Consider the following 16171-nt stretch of genomic DNA (forward strand, 5'->3'; position numbering starts at 1 on the left):
CTTGCACAGGAGCCGAAGCGTTGGCGACGCGTGGATCTCCGTCAGACCCCCGGTGTGGCCGGAACGCTCAGCCGCGTCGAACGGCGGCCCTTGCGGTAGGTGAGATCGACTTCGGGCCGTGGAGCGTCCAGCCTGATGGTGAGAGTTCGCTCCTCACTCCACCCGACCAAGCGGTACTCGTTTCCGCCAAGGGCCGCCAGCGGGAACGGGTGGCCATGGGGAGATCGGATGGCGAGCTCCGTACCGGTGTCGACGATGCTGAACTCCGCCAGGGGCTGCGGACCGTCGAGCGACCCGAACACCTCGGTCTCCAGCAGGTGCGCCGGCGCCTCGAACGAACATCGCGCGCCTTCCCGCTCCGAGTCCGTGGTAGCGGCGGCGGCGGGCCGGTTGTAGAGCACTTCCGGGCCGTCGAAGTAGCCGGCCCAGTCCGCCGGGAACAGCTGCGCGAGAGCCGGAGTGACCAGCACGTCCACGACAAGATGGACGCGATGCTCGGTGCCGAGGTTCTGGATGTGGTGCTTGCGGCTGAAGTCGCCGAACCAGAACTCGCCGGGTTGCCAGCGGTGGACCTCTCCGTCGAGCTCCAGCGATGCTTCCTCGTGGGTGATGACCGGCATGTGCAGCCGGGCCACCCCCCAGTCCGGGGCGAACTTGGCATCGTTGTGGGGATATCCGACGACTCCGGGTCCCAGATCCATGAACCTCGCCGCGTGGAGCGGCCCGGGAATCGACCGCAGGACCTCCTCCACGTAGGGCATGTGGTCCAGCCACTCGGTGTCGGCGAATTCCGCGCCGCCGGGGCCGCCCGCGTCGGTACGGGTCTTGTCACCCCCGGGGCTGCGCACCGGGAGGCAGCGCCAGTCCTGCGGCTCCTCCCACCTGGTCACCTGGCCGTTCGCGTACGCGCTCTGCTCATCCCACAGGTGGTCGCGCGCGGTCATGAGGTCTGCCAGCAGCCGGCCGGCGTCCAGTGTGGGGAGCAGACGGGCCGCTCCCGCCGGCGTCGAAGAATGGTTTTCGTTCATCGTCGTCCTTTCCCGCAGGCTGGATCGGAACGGTGATCCAGCCTGACTCGTCAGGCCCGGAGCAGGTCGAACAGCTCTCCCCGGAGCTTCGGATCCGTGCCGAAATCCCCGCGATACGCGGTGGAGGTCATCTGCGCCGCGGCTTTGACGCCCCGCATCGTCATGCAAAGGTGCTCGCCCTTCGCTATGACCGCGACGTCCGCGGTACCGCTCAGCGTGCTGATCTCCAGCGCGATTTGGTCCACGAGGCGCTCCTGGACTTGCAGCCGGTGCGCGCACTGATGGGCGACCCTGGCGAACTTGGACAGGCCGAGCAGTTTCTCCCCTGGACGATATGCGATCGTCACGGCGCATTTGAAGGGCAGCAGGTGGTGCTCACACAGTGACCAGACCTGGATATCCGAGACGACTACGAGCTGACTGGTGCCGATCGACTCGAAAAGCGTGTCCAGCGAACCCGGCTCATAGTCGATGAACTCCCGCCACCAGCGGGCGAACCGCTTGGGCGTGTCGCGGAGTCCGTCGCGAGTGGGATCCTCACCGATCTCCTCCAAGAGCCGGCGGGCGATGTCGACCAACGGATCTTCGGTCACCTTCGAAACCATCGGGTCGTCGTCCAGCCCTAATTCTGTTATCGACATGCGATCACCTTTCTCGCAAGATTCGAAGTCACCGGGCTTACGCCCGGTACTCTGCCCAGGTCTTGGGAGTTTCCGAGACGCGAACACAAGTCAGCTCGGGATACTCCAACAACCATGTCCGGTAGACCCAGGCCGCCATGTTCTCGGCAGTTGGATTCACGTCCATCACATCATTGAGATGCCGATGATCAAGATTCTTGTCGATCCAGTCCTTGAATGTCGACAACTCTCCATAGTCTCGAATGAAGCCAACCGGCAACAAGTCGGCGTCCTCGGCTCCGAGCTCGAGTTCGACTACATAATTGTGCCCGTGCATTCGGGCACACTGATGCTCGGCCGGCAGGTCGGCCAGCTGGTGACTGGCCGAGAACTCGAACTTCTTCGTGATTTTGAACCCCATCGATCCAAGCTCCCTAATCCTTCGTGCGCAGCGTTTCTCATACTGCCCGCTTGTCGCCCCACAACAATGTGTGCAGCCTGGTCGTCAGATTCCAGCCGCGCTCGACGACCGCGTCCGCCAGCTCGCTCATGTGCTTGGTGACGTCGTCGGCGGTGCGCCCGATCGGCATGATCCACACCGAGGAGAGGTTGAAGGTGGAAACCAGCTCCGCCACCTCATCGAGATCACCGGTGTTCCGACAGACGAATTTGAAGGTGCTACCAGGCAGTTGCGCCAGGTTGACGAGCGCATTGGGGACGATCCTGCGCCGCCGGCTGTCGCCCGAGTGGGACAGCTTCGGCGAGACGTTGAACCTGACACCGGCGGCGGCGAGTTCGGGCGCGGCCGGGTGCGTCCCATTGGTCTCGATCTCGATCTCCAGGCCGCGGCCGGTCAATTCCACCACTAGGGGAATCAGCCGCTTCTGCTGCCCCAAGGGCTCCCCGCCGGAGATCACGATCAGATCGGTTCCGAATTCGAGCAGCTCCGCGACGACATCATCGACCGAGCGCCGGTGCAGTTCCTTGCGTGGATCGTGGGCGACGCCACTCTCACCAGCTCCGGTCCAGTCCCACGTATAGGGCGTATCACACCACGAGCACGACAGGTTGCACCCGCCAAGCCGAAGGAAGGCGCATCGGCGCCCGAGCGACCGGCCTTCGCCCTGTACGGTCGGACCGAAAATTTCGTTGACTACCAGCCCCTGCTCCATGACACACCGCTTCCTATGAATGGGACGTGCCAGCGGTCATTGGCTTCTGCGCTTGCACGATGAACCAATGGCGGCTCAACCGGACACCCGCCGCTTCGGCCGCGGCGGCGACATACCGATCGAACGCACTCTTGTCAGCCATCGAGTCGTAGTCGTCAAGAATGGGAACAGCATGAAGGAATGTATCCAGATCGCCCGCCGAGTGATAAAATTCCTCGAATCGAAACTCCCGCTTCTTGGTCACCAAGAAACCAGACTTGGACATGTCACGGGCAACTTCGCCGGCGAGGGGCCCGTCATTCCAACTGCCGAAGTTCTGCCCACGTTCGAACTCCTCCTTCAGCTCGCGCGCATCTTGCTCCCCGATCCCCATGTACACAAGAGTTCCACCTGGGCGGAGCACCCGCTTGAACTCGTCGAGGAACAGCGGTCCGCGACGCGAGGTGACCACGTCCAAGTGGTCGTCGGGAAATCCGGTTTCGGCGGCATCGCACAGTTCGAACGTGACGTTCGACGCGCTCACCGCGTCCCGGTTGCGGACGGCGCTCTCAAGCATCGAGGACGACAGGTCGATCCCCTTTACCGCCTCATACACAAGTGATGTGCGCAGCAGACTGCGCCCGTCGGCACAGCCGACGTCCAGCAGCCTGGCCCGCGCACCTCCCAGCGCGATCACCCATTCGTCGAAGAGGTCCTCCGGGCGACCGTCGACAAATACGTCGGTACTCCGTGCATCGCTGAAATAGCCACCGAACCGATCGGCAACCCGGGAGTAGAACTCCGCGTCCATGTCCATCGCCATCGGTCGCTCACCTTTCCATGGGACTTCCCGGCAAGGTCTTCCCCGCCGGCGTCACCAAGCTCTCTGCTCGGTCACCCGCGCCCTACCCCGCAAGGGGATGCGAGCTCACCTGAACCAGTCTCCAGAGTTGCCTTATCGGCCCGGCATCACGTACGCATCCGCAGCGAGGACAGCCCGGGATAGAGTGACGATAGGCCAGAAATACGGCCAAGATGGGCGCATGGATGACACTGGATCCACCAGCGGAGTCGTGAAGATTACTTCACCAAGAGGAGGGCAGCACCATATGGCCGCCAATAACCTGATGTGCGCCGCCGTTGCCGCATTCGTGCTGATTTTCGGGGTGAACACGCGGCAGCCTGAGGCGGTGCAGCACCAAGCGGCCGTGTCGTGCACCGGCGAAGCGTGCGTCCTGAACACGCCCTGGACGTGACGGCCGGATCACGCCCGCGGCGTCAGCCGGCCGACTTCATGGGCCGCCCCAGGATTACAACGATGTCAGCACGTGCCGCGGCCGCCCCGCGGTGGTCCAGGATTCGTTCTCGAACCCTGGCAGACTGCGAGTAGTAATCGACGGCGCGCTCCACCCGGTGCAAACACGCGTTCACCCGGCCGAGATCGTGCAGGACGTACCCCTCCCCGACCAGGTCTCCGTACGCCCCAACCATGGCGAGGACCTCGAGCAGGGTCCGCTCCGCAGCCTCGTACCGCTGCTGGTGGATCATCATTTGGCCCTGCCGCCGCAGGACCAGGGCCTGGCCGCGCTCGAAGCCGGCGGACCGGCAGATCCCGAGAGCCTCGTCGAGGTACCGCTGGGTCGGCACGAAGTCCGCTCGCCGCATCGTGATGTGCGCCATTTCACCCAGCACGTATGCCCGCCCGACGACGTCCCGCGCCTGCACGAAGTTCCGCTCGGCGCTTTCGTAGAGGACCAGCGCCCGATCGTCGTCGCCGTGGTGGCGCTCGATGCACGCCAGGTCACGTAGGCACAGCGCTTGACCAGTCGGCTCCCGCAGCCTCTCGAAGATTTCCAACGCGGTGCCGAGGTAGGGACGCGCCATTTCGTACTCGCCCCGGTACAAGTGCAGGGTTCCCAACGAGGCGAGTATCGCCGCCCGGCCTCGTTCGTTGCCTGCCTCCTGTGCCGCGGCCAGCGCGACTTGGTGGGTTCGCTCCCACAGTTCGGGGTAGCCACGGGCCTCGAACAGAGTTACCAGAGCCGTGGCGAGTTGCCAGCACAGCTCGTCCAGTCCGCACCGGGCCGCCAGCTCGACCGCGTTCACCAGATTGGCCTGCTCGGTCTCCAACCACCCGAGCGGGTCGTGGACGCACTGCCGGAGGCCGACCTCCGGCGGCTGCCACCGTTCGGCCCGGCCCGCCACAATCGTGAATGGGCCTCCGTAGATCTCGTGGTGCGCCCGGTCCACGAGTGCCATCCAGCCGCCCACCATGCGACGTACCGCCGCGACTTGTTCCGCTTCGGAGATCTCCGACCGCAGCCGTTCCTGGGCGAACGTCCGCACGATCTCCGACAGCCCACATCGGAACTCCCCGTTCTGGTCCATGGCCGCGGTGTCGAGGAGTCGCATCTCGATGAGCGGTTCCAGCAGGTCGGCGGGATCGAGCGTGCGGTCGTCGATCAAGGCGGCACCGAGCCAGCTCGGAATTTCCGCCCCCTCGGCCAGGCTGATCATGCACAACAGCCGGCGGTCGGTCCTCGCCAGTCCGTAGTAGCTGACCGACAGGCTCGCCCGGATCGACAGCTCGCCGTGGGTCAGCTCGTCCAGCCGACGCTGCTCGTCCTCGAGCCGGTGCCACATGGTGGTCAGTGACCGGTGCGGACGCGCGGCGAGGCGCGCACCGATGATCCGCAGCGCGAGGGGCAGCCCGCCCACCAGGCGGATGAGAGACCGCGCCGCTTCCCGCTCACACTCCACCCGCTGTTCACCGATGATCCGTCCGAGTAGCTGGATGCCCTGCTCCGGGCTCAGCGACTCCAGCTCGAATCGCCGGGCGCCCGGTAGTCCCGTGAGCTGGCCGCGGCTGGTGACCAGCACGCCGCTGCGGCCGGCTCCGGGTTGCAGGACCCGCAGCTGCGACTCGCCCACCGCGTCGTCCAGCACCACGAGGACCCGGCGATCGGCCAGCAGACTGCGGTACATTTCCGCGCGTTCGTCGAGCGCGTCCGGGATGGCCTGTCCGGGCACGCCCAACGCTCGGAGGAACCGCCCCAGCACCGCCGCGGGGTCCACCGGTTGACCACCCGGTCCGCGGAGGACGCAGTAGAGCTGCCCGTCCGGGAAGTGTTCGGCGGCGAGCCGGTGTGCCACGTGCCTGGCCAGCGTGCTCTTGCCGACACCAGGTCCACCGAGCAGCACGACCATGTTCGGCGGCCCCATTTCCGGCCCCTCGGTGACGGCACCGGAGATCGCCGAGACGATCCTGCCGTCGGCCACGAGGTCGCCGATGTCGGCCGGAAGCTGCCTTGGGGTGATCACGGGGTCGTCCGCGGCACAGGTCTCCGGCTCCGGCAGCGACGTCGCCTCGGCGGGAGACGGTTCGTCCGCTTCGGCCGGCACCAGACCGGCGTCGTCGGTCAAGATCGCTTGCGCGAGCCGGCGCAGCTCCTTCCCCGGGGCCAGGCCCAGCTTTTCGCCGGACAGGGCGCGGCCTTGGTGGTAGACGTCCAGGGCTTCCGCCGGCCGACCCGAACGGTACAAGGCGAGCATGAGGTACCCCCGCGGCCGATCGCGCAACGGTTGCTGGGCGACGAGCTGCTGCAGTTCGCCGATCAGTCGCTCATGGCGGCCCAGCTCCAGCTCCCACCGGAGGCAGGTCTCCACCGCTTCCAGGCGACTCTGGTCCAACTGCGCCGCCGTACCGGCCAGGACCGCGCTGGGCAAACCGGCCAAGCACCGGCCCCGCCACAGGCTGATCGCCGAGCGGAGCGCCGCGACCGCGGCCGCTTTCCGGCCGTCACGGGCCAGGGCGTCCGCGGTCGTCACCAGACGGCCGAAGACACCGAGGTCGGTCGCATCCTCCGGAGCTCTCAGGAAATACCCGCGCGGGCGGGTCTCGATGGAGGCGTCGACTTTCCCGTCCGACAGCGCCTTGCGCAGCCGGGAGACGCAGATCTGCACCTGGGTACGCGCGGTCTTCGGCGGATCATCAGGCCAGATGACATCCACCAGGTAGCTGGTTTCCACCACCCGGTTCAGTTCAAGCACCAGAGCACCGAGAACGATTTCCTGGCGTCCGGGGGCGACGGACACCGCACCCTGCTCGCCACTCACCTCGAGCGGACCCAGCACCCGGAACGAAGCCGCCACGACGCCATCGCTTTCATCGCCCGCCGAGAATGCCATACCCACTCCCCCTTAGCTCCCCAGCTCTGAACCAAGTCCTGACGCACCGCCGTGCGCGACCGGTAAAAGTACGTTCGCATCCGATTGACGACGCCGGTCCCTTGCTGACGCCACTTCGCGCATTGCCGGCCATCGGACACACGTCCGGAAGCATTCAGCCGAAAATGCCGGTCGAGGCGCACCGAAAGGCCGCCTCACCCGAATGGGCGGCAACGGCTCGTTTGATTCGCATCGGCGCACAAGAACTCACCAATATCGCGAAAGGAAACGGCAGCCGCGGCGGTGGACCAACAGTAAAAAAACCGACGAACAGCATAGGTACAACTAACCAAAAAGCGCCCGCAACGAACCATCACAGGGCACCCTGTTCGACATGCACAGCACCCCGCCGTCGCACGGCGACGAATTCGCAGTCGTTTCAATGCCCGGCTGCAACTGGTCCCGCTCGCGGGAAAGCCGCCATGGTCACGGCCGCCTCGCCGCGAACCTCCGCGAACGACTCTCCGGCCCGGCCAATCCACCCCGATCGGACCTGACGCCGGCTCGAACCGGCGATCACGCCGACGTCACTCGCGCCGGCGTCCATCAAGACCCGTCGGCCACATGGCACCGAACGTCGTTCGCGAGACAGTCGTCTCACCGCGCCCGAAAACCCCCGCGGTACTGCTCACCCTGCGCCCTTCGGTCATGCCCTCATCCCCGGTCGGCTGAAATCACACTGAAACGACATCGGAAACGTCTTCGACACAGGGGACGATCCACCATGCCAAGCCCCAGACCATTCCCCGCCTGGAGTGGACGCTCCATACACAACTCAAGGTAGCAACGTGAACACCCAAGTGTCAAGAACGACCGTTCTACCTGCCTGGCGTGAGCTGCGGCGAACCAGAGCACAACCACCTGGACGAGTGGATCCCTGCGACGCGTGAGTCGTCCACGCCGAAGCCGACAGCACGAACGAGCCCTCCGCCACCGCGCGGCAGCCGCCACCTACCGCCTGATCTGCGGTTCGGCCGAATCAAACCGGCCCACGGATTCGCCCTCTGCAACACGGGTCGCCGCGGTAATCGGGGACTGGCGAGCGGCCAGTCTCGCGCGCGCATCTGCACCACGACCTGAAACCGCCAGTCCCCTTTGGCGTGAGCGCCGGGCCTGACGGCTCCCTGTCGAGTGATCTATCTCATCAAGACCGGCTTTGAAAGACGCGCGGTGCCGAACGGCGTGAAACACGCGGGGATGACATGGCGGTGTATGTCAAGTTCCCGGTGAAGAAAATCTCAGCGAAGACGCTGCGCCCCGTGGGTCGCATGCCACGAGTGCGACGCCCGCCGCAATACCGGAGCCTTGCCGGTTTCGGGCGCGCGGATTGTCGGGTTCATGCGGTTTCGGCAGGAATGCGGTTATCCGGCATTGGCCCGTGACCACGGCAGCTCACGGCCCCTGGTTACCGCCGCTCACGCGCCTGTCGTTCTCGAAAAGCCTACGAGCCCGTTCACGTCAATTCGTCCGTCGTCGAACGAACCAGACGAACAACACAACACCGGTCAGGATTGTCGCAAAGCCCGAGCGCACGCCTCGGGGACCGGGCACCGCACGGGCGCGGTGCGGTGTTGCGAGGGGCCGCGGCCGCTCCCCAGCCGTTGCCGGATCTTCAGCCGGCCGAACGCCAGCAGTCCTTGGTCGCCTCCTTCATAGCCGTAGCCGCTGGCCGCGCGACCACCCAAAGGAGCGTCCGGTGCCGCGCCTGCGGCACAGTTCAGCGACACGCTGCCCGCATTGAGTGAGCGGCAGACGTGTTCCGTGCGCAACGGGTCCCCGAAAACATAGGCCGACAGTGCGTAGCCGGTACTGTTCGCCCAGGCGACGGCGGTGTCCTCGTCGTCGTAGGCAAGCACGGGCGCGATCGGCCCGAACGGCTCGTCCGCGAGCACGCGGGCATCCTGAGACAGGTCCGTGATGATCGTGGCCGGGTAATAGTGGCCCGGCCCGTCCGGGACGACCCCACCGAGCCGCACCAGGGCTCCGCGGCTCACGGCGTCGACCACCAGGGCGTGGACCCGCTGGCGCTGGCGGACGTTGTTGAGGGGACCCATCGTGCCCAGTGCACCGGAAGGCATCCGTTGGTTGTCGCAGAGCGGGGCGTGCTGGATGAGCTTCTCCACGAAGGCGTCGTGCACCCTGCGGTCCACGAGGAACCGGCTCGGTGCCCCGCAACTCTGCCCAGCCGAGCCGAACTTCGCCGGAACCAGAGCCGCCACGGCGGCGTCGAGGTCGGCGTCGGCGGTCACGATGGCAGGCGCGTGGCCGCCGAGTTCCAATACGCACGCGGTAAGGGAAGTGGCGGCCGCGGCCGCCACCGCGCGCCCGACGCGGGTTGAGCCGGTGAAGGTCACCGTGGTGAACTCCGGACGCTGGACGAGGGCGTTCGACACCACGGGGTTCGCGTGCACGATCTGGACCGTGCCCGGAGGCAGTCCAGCCGCCGTGACGGCCCGGCCGAACGCGGCCGCGATCGCGGGAGTCTCTTCGGGTGCCTTCACGACGACGCTGCAGCCCATGACCAAGGCCGGCCCGATCTTCCGGGCGAGGACGACCGCCGGGAAGTTCCACGGGACGATCGCCAGAACCGGGCCGCCGGGCTCGACCACGACCTCGCGCTCTGCGCCCGCGCGGCCGGGAAGCGGGGATGCGCGGCACAGTTCCGGTGCCGCCGCGGCGCTCCAGCGCAGCATCTCGACGGCACGGGCGAGTTCGGTGGCGGCCTCTGCCTCGGTCTTTCCGTGTTCCCGGCTGAACGCCGCCGCAAGCTCGCCGGCTTCCTTCTCCAGGCGGTCGGCCATGGTCAAGACACGGGCACACCGCTCGGCCGTCGGTGTCCGAGCCCAGCCGGGAGAGGCCCCGGCGGCGGTGCGCGCCACCTGCTCGACCGCGGTGAGCGGCAGCAGGGACACCCGCCCGAGGTGCTCCCCGGTTCTGGGGTCGGTGACCTCGGTCAGGCCGGCTGTGCCGAACGAGGCAGCATTCATCGGCCATCCACTTCGTTCAGGGCGGTAACCGCCAGGTCGAGCGGGTCAGATCGCGGCACGGAAGAAGTACGTGGTGCGGCGGACGATCTTTCCGTCCTGCACCAGGTACGTGTCCGCGAAACCTTCGTCCAGGGAACGTCCGGAGCGGTCCTCCCCGGTGAAGCGGCCCCAGCAAGCCGCCGATCCGAGATCGGAGACCACCCGGTCCACGAGGTGCCGGCCGACCGAGATGACACGGATGTGGCGGTAGAAGTGCTCGATGTCGGCGAGGCCGGCAAGTGGTTCGTAGCCGGGGCGCTCATAGACGCAGCCGGGGGCGAAGACGTCGGTCAGCTCGTCCCACCTCCGTTCGTCGATGACCGTGAACAGGTCCGTGACGAGTCGTTCCGCGGTGCGTGGTGCCGGAATCAGGGTGGTCACTGTGCGGGTTCTCCGATCGGGTAGGACAGCTTGCGGAGTGGTCGCAGGGCGGGAACGGGATGGAACTGTGTGCCTACGTCCATGAGACGACGGTCGAGTCGTCGATGAAGCCGAAGATGGCCGCCAGGGTCGTGCGCCGCAGCTCCGGGTCGGTATTGGGCTCCACGGCGTGCACATGGGCGCCGTTGAAGACGTATACGTCGCCGGCGTTGACCTCGAGCCACTCCATCTCGACGCCGTCGAGGGACTCGAGCGGATAAGGTGAGCCGGTGTGGTGCAGGCCGAGACGGAGCTTGCTAGCGTCATCCGGCTGAACGTTCCAGTAGGCGAGGCGCCCGCCGTTGCCGTTCTCCAGGCAGATGTTCAGGGCCACGACGTTGTGGTCGACGACCCGCTGGATCTCGAAGTCCGCCTGCTGCGGCTCGGTGCACTGCGACCGGTCATCGTGCGGGGCGAGGGCGTACTCGCCGTGTCCGTGCCAGGAGCGCAGCAATCCCCGGCAGGCCTGCGCGCCGTCGTGCTGCGCGAGACGTACGTGTACTCCGTCAGGGGCGAGGACGTCGGCCAGTCCCTGGTGGAAGCGCTTGATCGGGTCGCCGGGAACGTCGAGGACCGCGTCGACGGCCTCGGCGGCCTCGGCCGACTCCTGCAGGTAGGTTCGCGTGGTCTTGTGGTAGTGGTAGGCGCCCAGGAAGTGCCCGGGAGCCTCGACGCCACGTGTCCTGCGGTGGGGGCTGGCCCAGAACCGTTCGGCGAGGGTCCCGCAGGTCTCCGGGTCCACCATGCCACGGAACATGGCACCCGCGATCCTTCCGCGTAGTACGTCCACGACGGCGTGTGGGTCGAACCCGGAGTACTCACGGATGGCGAAATAGTCTGGAGCGCCGCTCCAGCCGGTGACGGGACCGGCCGTGGTCAGGGCTTCTTCGGTGAATGTCACGTCGTGCTCCCTTCGGAGGGTTTAGTCGGAAGTGCGGAGTTCATCCTTGGGGGACCAGGTGGGTCCGGGCGTACGCGATGTCGAGTCGTCCCGCCGCATCGCGCATCCGTTCCGCGGTAAGGGCGGCGTAGGAAAGCCTCAGTCGGCGCGTTCCATCGGACTCCACGCAGAACGGTGCTCCCGGCACGACGGCGACCCCGGCATCGAGGGCCGCCCGGGCGAGCCGCGCGGAGTCGGCGTTGGGGGCGGCCAAGGCGCACCAGACGAAGAGGCCGCCGCGCGGTTTCTCGAACTCCAGCCATGGCGTCCGTTCGGCGAGTACCTCCGCGAACCGGTTTGCCCGGTCACGGTAGAAGCTACGCAGGCCGGCCAGGTGCGGGGCGAGGAAGCCCGGTGTGCCGAGGAGTTCCGCCACCACGTGCTGACCGAAGGTGTTGGTCTGCAGGTCGGTGTGCTGTTTGGCGCCGGCGAGGACTGCCGTCAAGCGCGCCGGGGCAACCAGTGCGGCGACCCGGAAGCCGGGACACAGCGTCTTGGACAGGCTCATCAAGCGGATGACGCCGGCGTGGGACAGCTCGAGAGAAGGGTGGCGGATCCCGTCGAAAGCGAGGTCGGCGTAGGGGTCGTCCTCCACGATGAGGAACCCGTACCGGTCCGCGAGGTCGGCGAGGTGGCGGCGGCGCGCGGGACTGAGCATCGCGCCGGTGGGGTTGTGGAAGTGCGGTACTACGTAAACGAGCTTGCAGCGGACGCCCGCCGCCAGCCGCGCTTCCAGGACGTCGGTGTCCATGCCGTCGCGGTCACAGGGCACAGGCAGCAGCCGGGCGCCCGCGGCCCGGAACGTCTGCACGGCACCGAGATAGCTGGGGTCGTCGAGCGCGACCACATCGTCTTCCTCGATGAAGGCTCCCGCGACGAGTGACAGGCCCTGCTGGCTGCCGCTGGTGATCAGGACGTTGGCCGCGGTGGTGGGGGCACCGCTGCGGCCGGCCAGTTCCGCCGCGCACTCTCGCATCCGGCCGACGCCCTCGGTCGGCGCGTACTGCAGTGCGGCGGTGCCCGAGTGGGACAGCGTTCGATCGACGGCGTCGCGCACCGCGGCGCGTGGGAACGTCTCGGCGGCAGGTAGTCCGCCGGCCAGGGACAGCACACCAGGTGATGCGGCCGCGGCGAGGATGTCGCGAATGGCGTCGGAGGCGCCACGCCTGGTGCGCTGGGAGATCAAAGGGGTGAAGTCCCGAGGATCAGGCATCGGCCACCTCCCGCGCCGCTCCGCCGGTCCGCAGGTCCGTCTTCCTGAACTGGCGGGGAATAGGGAGTAGTACGGCTACCGCCCCGGCGAGCACGATCAGCAGTCCGGCGCCGGTGACACTGAACCCCTTGCCCATCAGGTCCGCGTCCGGTCCGGCGACCGCCGGACCGAGCGCGACGATCGCGGTGCCGGGTAGTGGCACCAGCCGTGCCGGGAAAACAGCGCGCTCGGCTGGGTACCCGGGGACGGTGACGTCGTTCATGAGCGGCCCCGCCAGCCGCCTCGACCGGAGATCCGTGCCGGTTGTCCGCCGAGGTTGCGGCGGGCGCGGATCCGTGCACCGGAGTCGTCTGCCGGATGAGTCACTTCACTGTCTCCTTCGTGCAGGTGGTGTCGGCGGCGAGGCGTCCAGCGCTTCGACGAGAGCCTCGCCGATCTCCGCCGCGGCTCGGGATGGCTCACTGTGGGGTGGCAGACCCCGGCGGGGTGCCTGACGACGCCTTTTCCTCGCCACCGCCGAGCACCGGCCGCGCATTCGGCGGGTGGCCGTCGGCAAGCCGCTCCCCCTGCGCGACCTCCCCGGCCGGTGTGACCTCGGCCAAGCCCGCGGGCTGCCGTCCGAGTCCGAACACGAGCGGTACGGACAACACGCTGATCCCGGCGAGAAACACCCAGGGCAGCACCGCACCGCCCGCCAACAGGGCGGTGAGCAACGCCGGGGCGAAGGCGCCGCCGACCGACCAGGACAGGTTGTAGACACCCAGATACCGGCCTTGCAGGTGTTCGGGCGCCATCACGACGCTCAGTCCGCTGATCGGCGGCGAGCTGAGGATCTCGGCCATGGTGTAAAGCACCACCGCGATCAGCAGCCCGGCGATCACCGCCCAGCGAGGCACCAAGAGCAGCGTGCCGAAGACGATGAACGCCGTTGCGTTGAGCAGCAGCGCCAGCACCAGCACCGCTCCTGGCCTGCGGTATTCGATCCACCGGCCGGCGAGGGTCTGGAGCACTGCGACCATGCCCGTGTTCAGCACGACCAGCACGCCGACGATCCCGGAGCCGATGCCGAGGTTGTCCACCACGTAGACAGCGAGCAGCACCTTCAGCACTGTGGACGCGAAAGCGAACGAGATACTTGCCGCAACCAGCCGAAGGTATTTCGTGTCCTTCAGCACGCTTCCGCCGGGAGCTCGTGCGACGGTTTCCCCCGCGGCACGCCGTGTGCCGGCGGGCTTCGGCTCCACGGGCCCGCCGCCGGCCGGCTTGCTCGCGTCCACATTCCGGAAGGTGATCACGAGCCAGCCCGCGACAGCGAACGTGACCGCGTTGATCACCATGATCCCCCGCAGCCAGCCGGCGCTTCCGATGCTCAGAGCTACCGCGGACGCGGCGGCACCGACACCCACGCCGACATTGCGCAAGGCACGGGCCAAGCCGAACCAGCGGGCCCGCTCGACGCCTCGGGAGATCAGCACGATAAGGGGGTTGTTGCCCATCCAGAATGCCGTGGCACCGAGTTGCACGACGAACTGCCACAGCGCGATCTGCCAGGCCGAATGCGAGAACAGGAAACCGATGAATCCGACGACAGACACCCAGTTGCCCGCGGCGATCACGGTGCGCGGACCGCAAAGGTCCAACAGACGCCCGACCAAGAGTGGAACCGGCAGGGCGAGCAGCTGGCCAACGGTCAGCGCGGTACCGACGGCGACCAGCGACAGCGAAGTCGTCTTCACGAAGAAGACGACGGTGAACGCCGATACCAACCCGTTTCCCAGACTGTCGATCAGGTTGGCCGAGACGAACCGACCCTTTCCCGTGAGGTCCGGCAGGCCCCAGAACGCCTGCGTTCGCTGCCATGCCGAAGGCACGGTGGAATGCTGCCCCGTCATGATTTCTCGTTATTTCGCCGCATCAGCGGGCACTGCGCCTTGCGGCAGATCGGCCACCTCGGCCGGCAGCTCGCGCTGCTGGAAGACAGCCGCGGCGTGCGCGTCCGCATGGGACGTGAAGGAGATAATGCTTCCCGAACCGGCAGGCACCGCCTTTGCGCGCAGCCCCGCGAAACCTTCAGGCGTGTAGAACATACCGTAAGCCGCATGCCATTCCTCGGCTTTCCCGGCCACCGGGTTCACCACGAACTCAGGTCGCGGCTTCACCCTCTGCTGCACGACACATCCTTCGACGGCCGAGGTCTCCAGCGCCTGCCGCCACATGACATCGTCGGTTTCCCAGCCCACCACGGCACCAACACCACCACCACGCGCGTTGACCTTCAGGATCAACTGATCGCGCCGCGCCAGGCATTCGTCGAACAGGTCGGTACGGAGCGCTTCGGTGTTGATCAGCCGGGTCCACGGCAGGACTCGATCGACGAGCCGGCATTCGTCCTCGCCGAGCGCGCGTCGCCACGCCGGGTCCGAAAGCAGAGCCAGACAGGCCTTATTGGCAAACACATTGCTGGACAACGGAGTCCACAGGTGCACGCGGCCAGCCCGGTGCGCACGCAACACGGGTGCGACCAGGTCCCAGCCGTCAGGCTCCTCGACGATCTGGTCCGGGACGAAGGCGCGGTAGACCACGTCGATCTTCGTATCACCGAGGTAGAGCGCCCCGCCGCGTTCGTGCACGTCGGGAACCTCGGCCACCAGGATGTCGAGGCCCGCCGAGCGCAGTGCGGCTTGGAAGTTGCGCCAGAGCTCACCGTAGACCTCCAGGCCACCACGCCATTCCAGCAAGGCCACCACGGGTTCGCGCCCGGGTGCCACCCGCGCACCGAAGCGGCGCAGCGTCTCCACCACAGCGCGAACGGGGTGGACGTAACCAAGCTGGTTCCGGCGCGCGAAGCCGGCGAAGGCGTCGACCTCCATCATCGCCTGGGAAATCTCACTCGCGAGGGCCCAGCCGCCACACTCGCTTCCCAAGTTGGTCTCGAGGAGCTTGAACGAGGTACCGTCGTGATACATGTCGGCCCGGCCATAGCAGGGCGGCAGCAGATCATCGAACTCCCGTATCGCCGCCCAGCGGCCGTCGCCGATGTCGAGGACCGACCGGAACTTGTCCAAATTGCCGTCGAACATCCGATCCGGCAAGGAAAGAGTCAGGTCGACAAGGTGCCGCAGGTCTTCGGCGAACCGGTGAATCTCACGTTCGTCGACGAAGAGAGGCCGGGCCAGGTACTTGCCGTTCCAAGCCGCGAGCGTCGGGTACTTCTTGACGTGCGGGATGACCTCGCGCAGGTCGCCGCCCGGTGCGCAGAGCTCCTCGTTGTACTGGGCCGCCACCCGCTCCGCCGACATGAATTCTCCACTCTTGCTCGATGCTGACCGGACCTCCACGGCCCACCGGATTCACTGTTCCACTCCGGACTACCGCCACACTCAATTGCGGCTACATTCACGGCTGATGCGGACAAATCCAGGCGACTCAAGCGCGGCTCAACTGCCCGCTCACGTCCGCCGCGGACGGCGCGAATCTGTGTTATCAATGAACTGCTCCAAGGACCCGGGAATACCACTCGCGGGCACGGTCGAGCCGAGATCACGG

The 16171-nt window shown here is 66.9% G+C and carries 14 protein-coding genes; 1 reads left to right on the top strand and 13 read right to left on the bottom strand.

From position 1 onward, the window contains the following. Positions 1–41: 41 nt before the first annotated feature. The 5 genes from BJY18_RS09395 to BJY18_RS09415 form a co-directional block, all read right to left on the bottom strand. The gene (locus tag BJY18_RS09395; RefSeq protein ID WP_184779471.1) at positions 42–1028 is read right to left on the bottom strand and encodes an aspartyl/asparaginyl beta-hydroxylase domain-containing protein; all 987 of its coding nucleotides are present in this window, start codon (positions 1026–1028) and stop codon (positions 42–44) included. Between the two features lie 50 nt (positions 1029–1078). Further along, positions 1079–1621 carry a GTP cyclohydrolase I gene (gene folE / locus BJY18_RS09400; protein WP_312873799.1) on the bottom strand — a complete coding sequence of 181 codons (543 nt, stop codon included), beginning with the start codon at positions 1619–1621 and terminating at the stop codon, positions 1079–1081. Positions 1622–1706: 85 nt separating this feature from the next. Further along, complete coding sequence (locus BJY18_RS09405; protein ID WP_184779475.1) at positions 1707–2069, bottom strand: 6-pyruvoyl trahydropterin synthase family protein; 363 nt, start codon at positions 2067–2069, stop codon at positions 1707–1709. A 37-nt stretch (positions 2070–2106) separates the two neighbouring features. Then, positions 2107–2820, bottom strand: a complete 714-nt coding sequence (locus BJY18_RS09410) for a 7-carboxy-7-deazaguanine synthase QueE (RefSeq protein WP_184779477.1) — start codon at positions 2818–2820, stop codon at positions 2107–2109. 13 nt (positions 2821–2833) lie between these two features. Then, the gene (locus BJY18_RS09415) at positions 2834–3622 is read right to left on the bottom strand and encodes a class I SAM-dependent methyltransferase (protein ID WP_184779479.1); all 789 of its coding nucleotides are present in this window, start codon (positions 3620–3622) and stop codon (positions 2834–2836) included. A 220-nt stretch (positions 3623–3842) separates the two neighbouring features. Here BJY18_RS09415 and BJY18_RS09420 point away from each other — a divergent pair, with 220 nt between their 5' ends. After that, positions 3843–4055 (top strand): hypothetical protein, encoded by a 213-nt coding sequence (locus tag BJY18_RS09420; protein ID WP_184779481.1) that lies wholly within the window; start codon positions 3843–3845, stop codon positions 4053–4055. Positions 4056–4077: 22 nt separating this feature from the next. Here the strand turns inward: BJY18_RS09420 and BJY18_RS09425 are convergent, their stop codons facing one another. The 8 genes from BJY18_RS09425 to BJY18_RS09460 form a co-directional block, all read right to left on the bottom strand. Continuing rightward, positions 4078–6987, bottom strand: a complete 2910-nt coding sequence (locus tag BJY18_RS09425) for an AfsR/SARP family transcriptional regulator (RefSeq protein ID WP_184779484.1) — start codon at positions 6985–6987, stop codon at positions 4078–4080. Between the two features lie 1544 nt (positions 6988–8531). Next, the gene (locus BJY18_RS09430; protein ID WP_184779486.1) at positions 8532–10013 is read right to left on the bottom strand and encodes an aldehyde dehydrogenase family protein; all 1482 of its coding nucleotides are present in this window, start codon (positions 10011–10013) and stop codon (positions 8532–8534) included. 45 nt (positions 10014–10058) lie between these two features. Beyond that, on the bottom strand, positions 10059–10433 hold the full coding sequence (locus tag BJY18_RS09435; protein WP_221457654.1) for a nuclear transport factor 2 family protein: 375 nt from the start codon (positions 10431–10433) through the stop codon (positions 10059–10061). Positions 10434–10506: 73 nt separating this feature from the next. Continuing rightward, a complete protein-coding gene (locus BJY18_RS09440; protein ID WP_221457656.1) occupies positions 10507–11373 on the bottom strand; it encodes a hypothetical protein in 867 nt (288 codons plus the stop codon). A gap of 40 nt (positions 11374–11413) precedes the next feature. Beyond that, the gene (locus BJY18_RS09445; protein ID WP_184779490.1) at positions 11414–12625 is read right to left on the bottom strand and encodes an aminotransferase-like domain-containing protein; all 1212 of its coding nucleotides are present in this window, start codon (positions 12623–12625) and stop codon (positions 11414–11416) included. Next, positions 12618–12887 (bottom strand): hypothetical protein, encoded by a 270-nt coding sequence (locus BJY18_RS09450; RefSeq protein ID WP_184779492.1) that lies wholly within the window; start codon positions 12885–12887, stop codon positions 12618–12620. The genes BJY18_RS09445 and BJY18_RS09450 overlap by 8 nt, the downstream gene beginning before the upstream one ends. Positions 12888–13083: 196 nt before the next feature. Further along, on the bottom strand, positions 13084–14517 hold the full coding sequence (locus BJY18_RS09455) for an MFS transporter (RefSeq protein WP_184779494.1): 1434 nt from the start codon (positions 14515–14517) through the stop codon (positions 13084–13086). Between the two features lie 9 nt (positions 14518–14526). After that, positions 14527–15924 (bottom strand): glutathionylspermidine synthase family protein, encoded by a 1398-nt coding sequence (locus BJY18_RS09460; RefSeq protein ID WP_184779497.1) that lies wholly within the window; start codon positions 15922–15924, stop codon positions 14527–14529. Positions 15925–16171 lie beyond the last annotated feature (247 nt).

The organism is Amycolatopsis jiangsuensis (genome assembly GCF_014204865.1).
Lineage (GTDB): Bacteria > Actinomycetota > Actinomycetes > Mycobacteriales > Pseudonocardiaceae > Amycolatopsis > Amycolatopsis jiangsuensis.

Excerpts from the sequence above, each read along its gene's own strand:
- BJY18_RS09410 (WP_184779477.1), bottom strand. The coding sequence starts at position 2,820 with ATGGAGCAGGGGCTGGTAGTCAACGAAATTTTCGGTCCGACCGTACAG.
- BJY18_RS09445 (WP_184779490.1), bottom strand. The coding sequence starts at position 12,625 with ATGCCTGATCCTCGGGACTTCACCCCTTTGATCTCCCAGCGCACCAGG.
- BJY18_RS09460 (WP_184779497.1), bottom strand. The coding sequence starts at position 15,924 with ATGTCGGCGGAGCGGGTGGCGGCCCAGTACAACGAGGAGCTCTGCGCA.
- BJY18_RS09425 (WP_184779484.1), bottom strand. The coding sequence starts at position 6,987 with ATGGCATTCTCGGCGGGCGATGAAAGCGATGGCGTCGTGGCGGCTTCG.
- BJY18_RS09415 (WP_184779479.1), bottom strand. The coding sequence starts at position 3,622 with ATGGCGATGGACATGGACGCGGAGTTCTACTCCCGGGTTGCCGATCGG.
- BJY18_RS09450 (WP_184779492.1), bottom strand. The coding sequence starts at position 12,887 with ATGAACGACGTCACCGTCCCCGGGTACCCAGCCGAGCGCGCTGTTTTC.
- BJY18_RS09430 (WP_184779486.1), bottom strand. The coding sequence starts at position 10,013 with ATGAATGCTGCCTCGTTCGGCACAGCCGGCCTGACCGAGGTCACCGAC.
- BJY18_RS09395 (WP_184779471.1), bottom strand. The coding sequence starts at position 1,028 with ATGAACGAAAACCATTCTTCGACGCCGGCGGGAGCGGCCCGTCTGCTC.
- BJY18_RS09455 (WP_184779494.1), bottom strand. The coding sequence starts at position 14,517 with ATGACGGGGCAGCATTCCACCGTGCCTTCGGCATGGCAGCGAACGCAG.
- BJY18_RS09420 (WP_184779481.1), top strand. The coding sequence starts at position 3,843 with ATGGATGACACTGGATCCACCAGCGGAGTCGTGAAGATTACTTCACCA.
- BJY18_RS09405 (WP_184779475.1), bottom strand. The coding sequence starts at position 2,069 with ATGGGGTTCAAAATCACGAAGAAGTTCGAGTTCTCGGCCAGTCACCAG.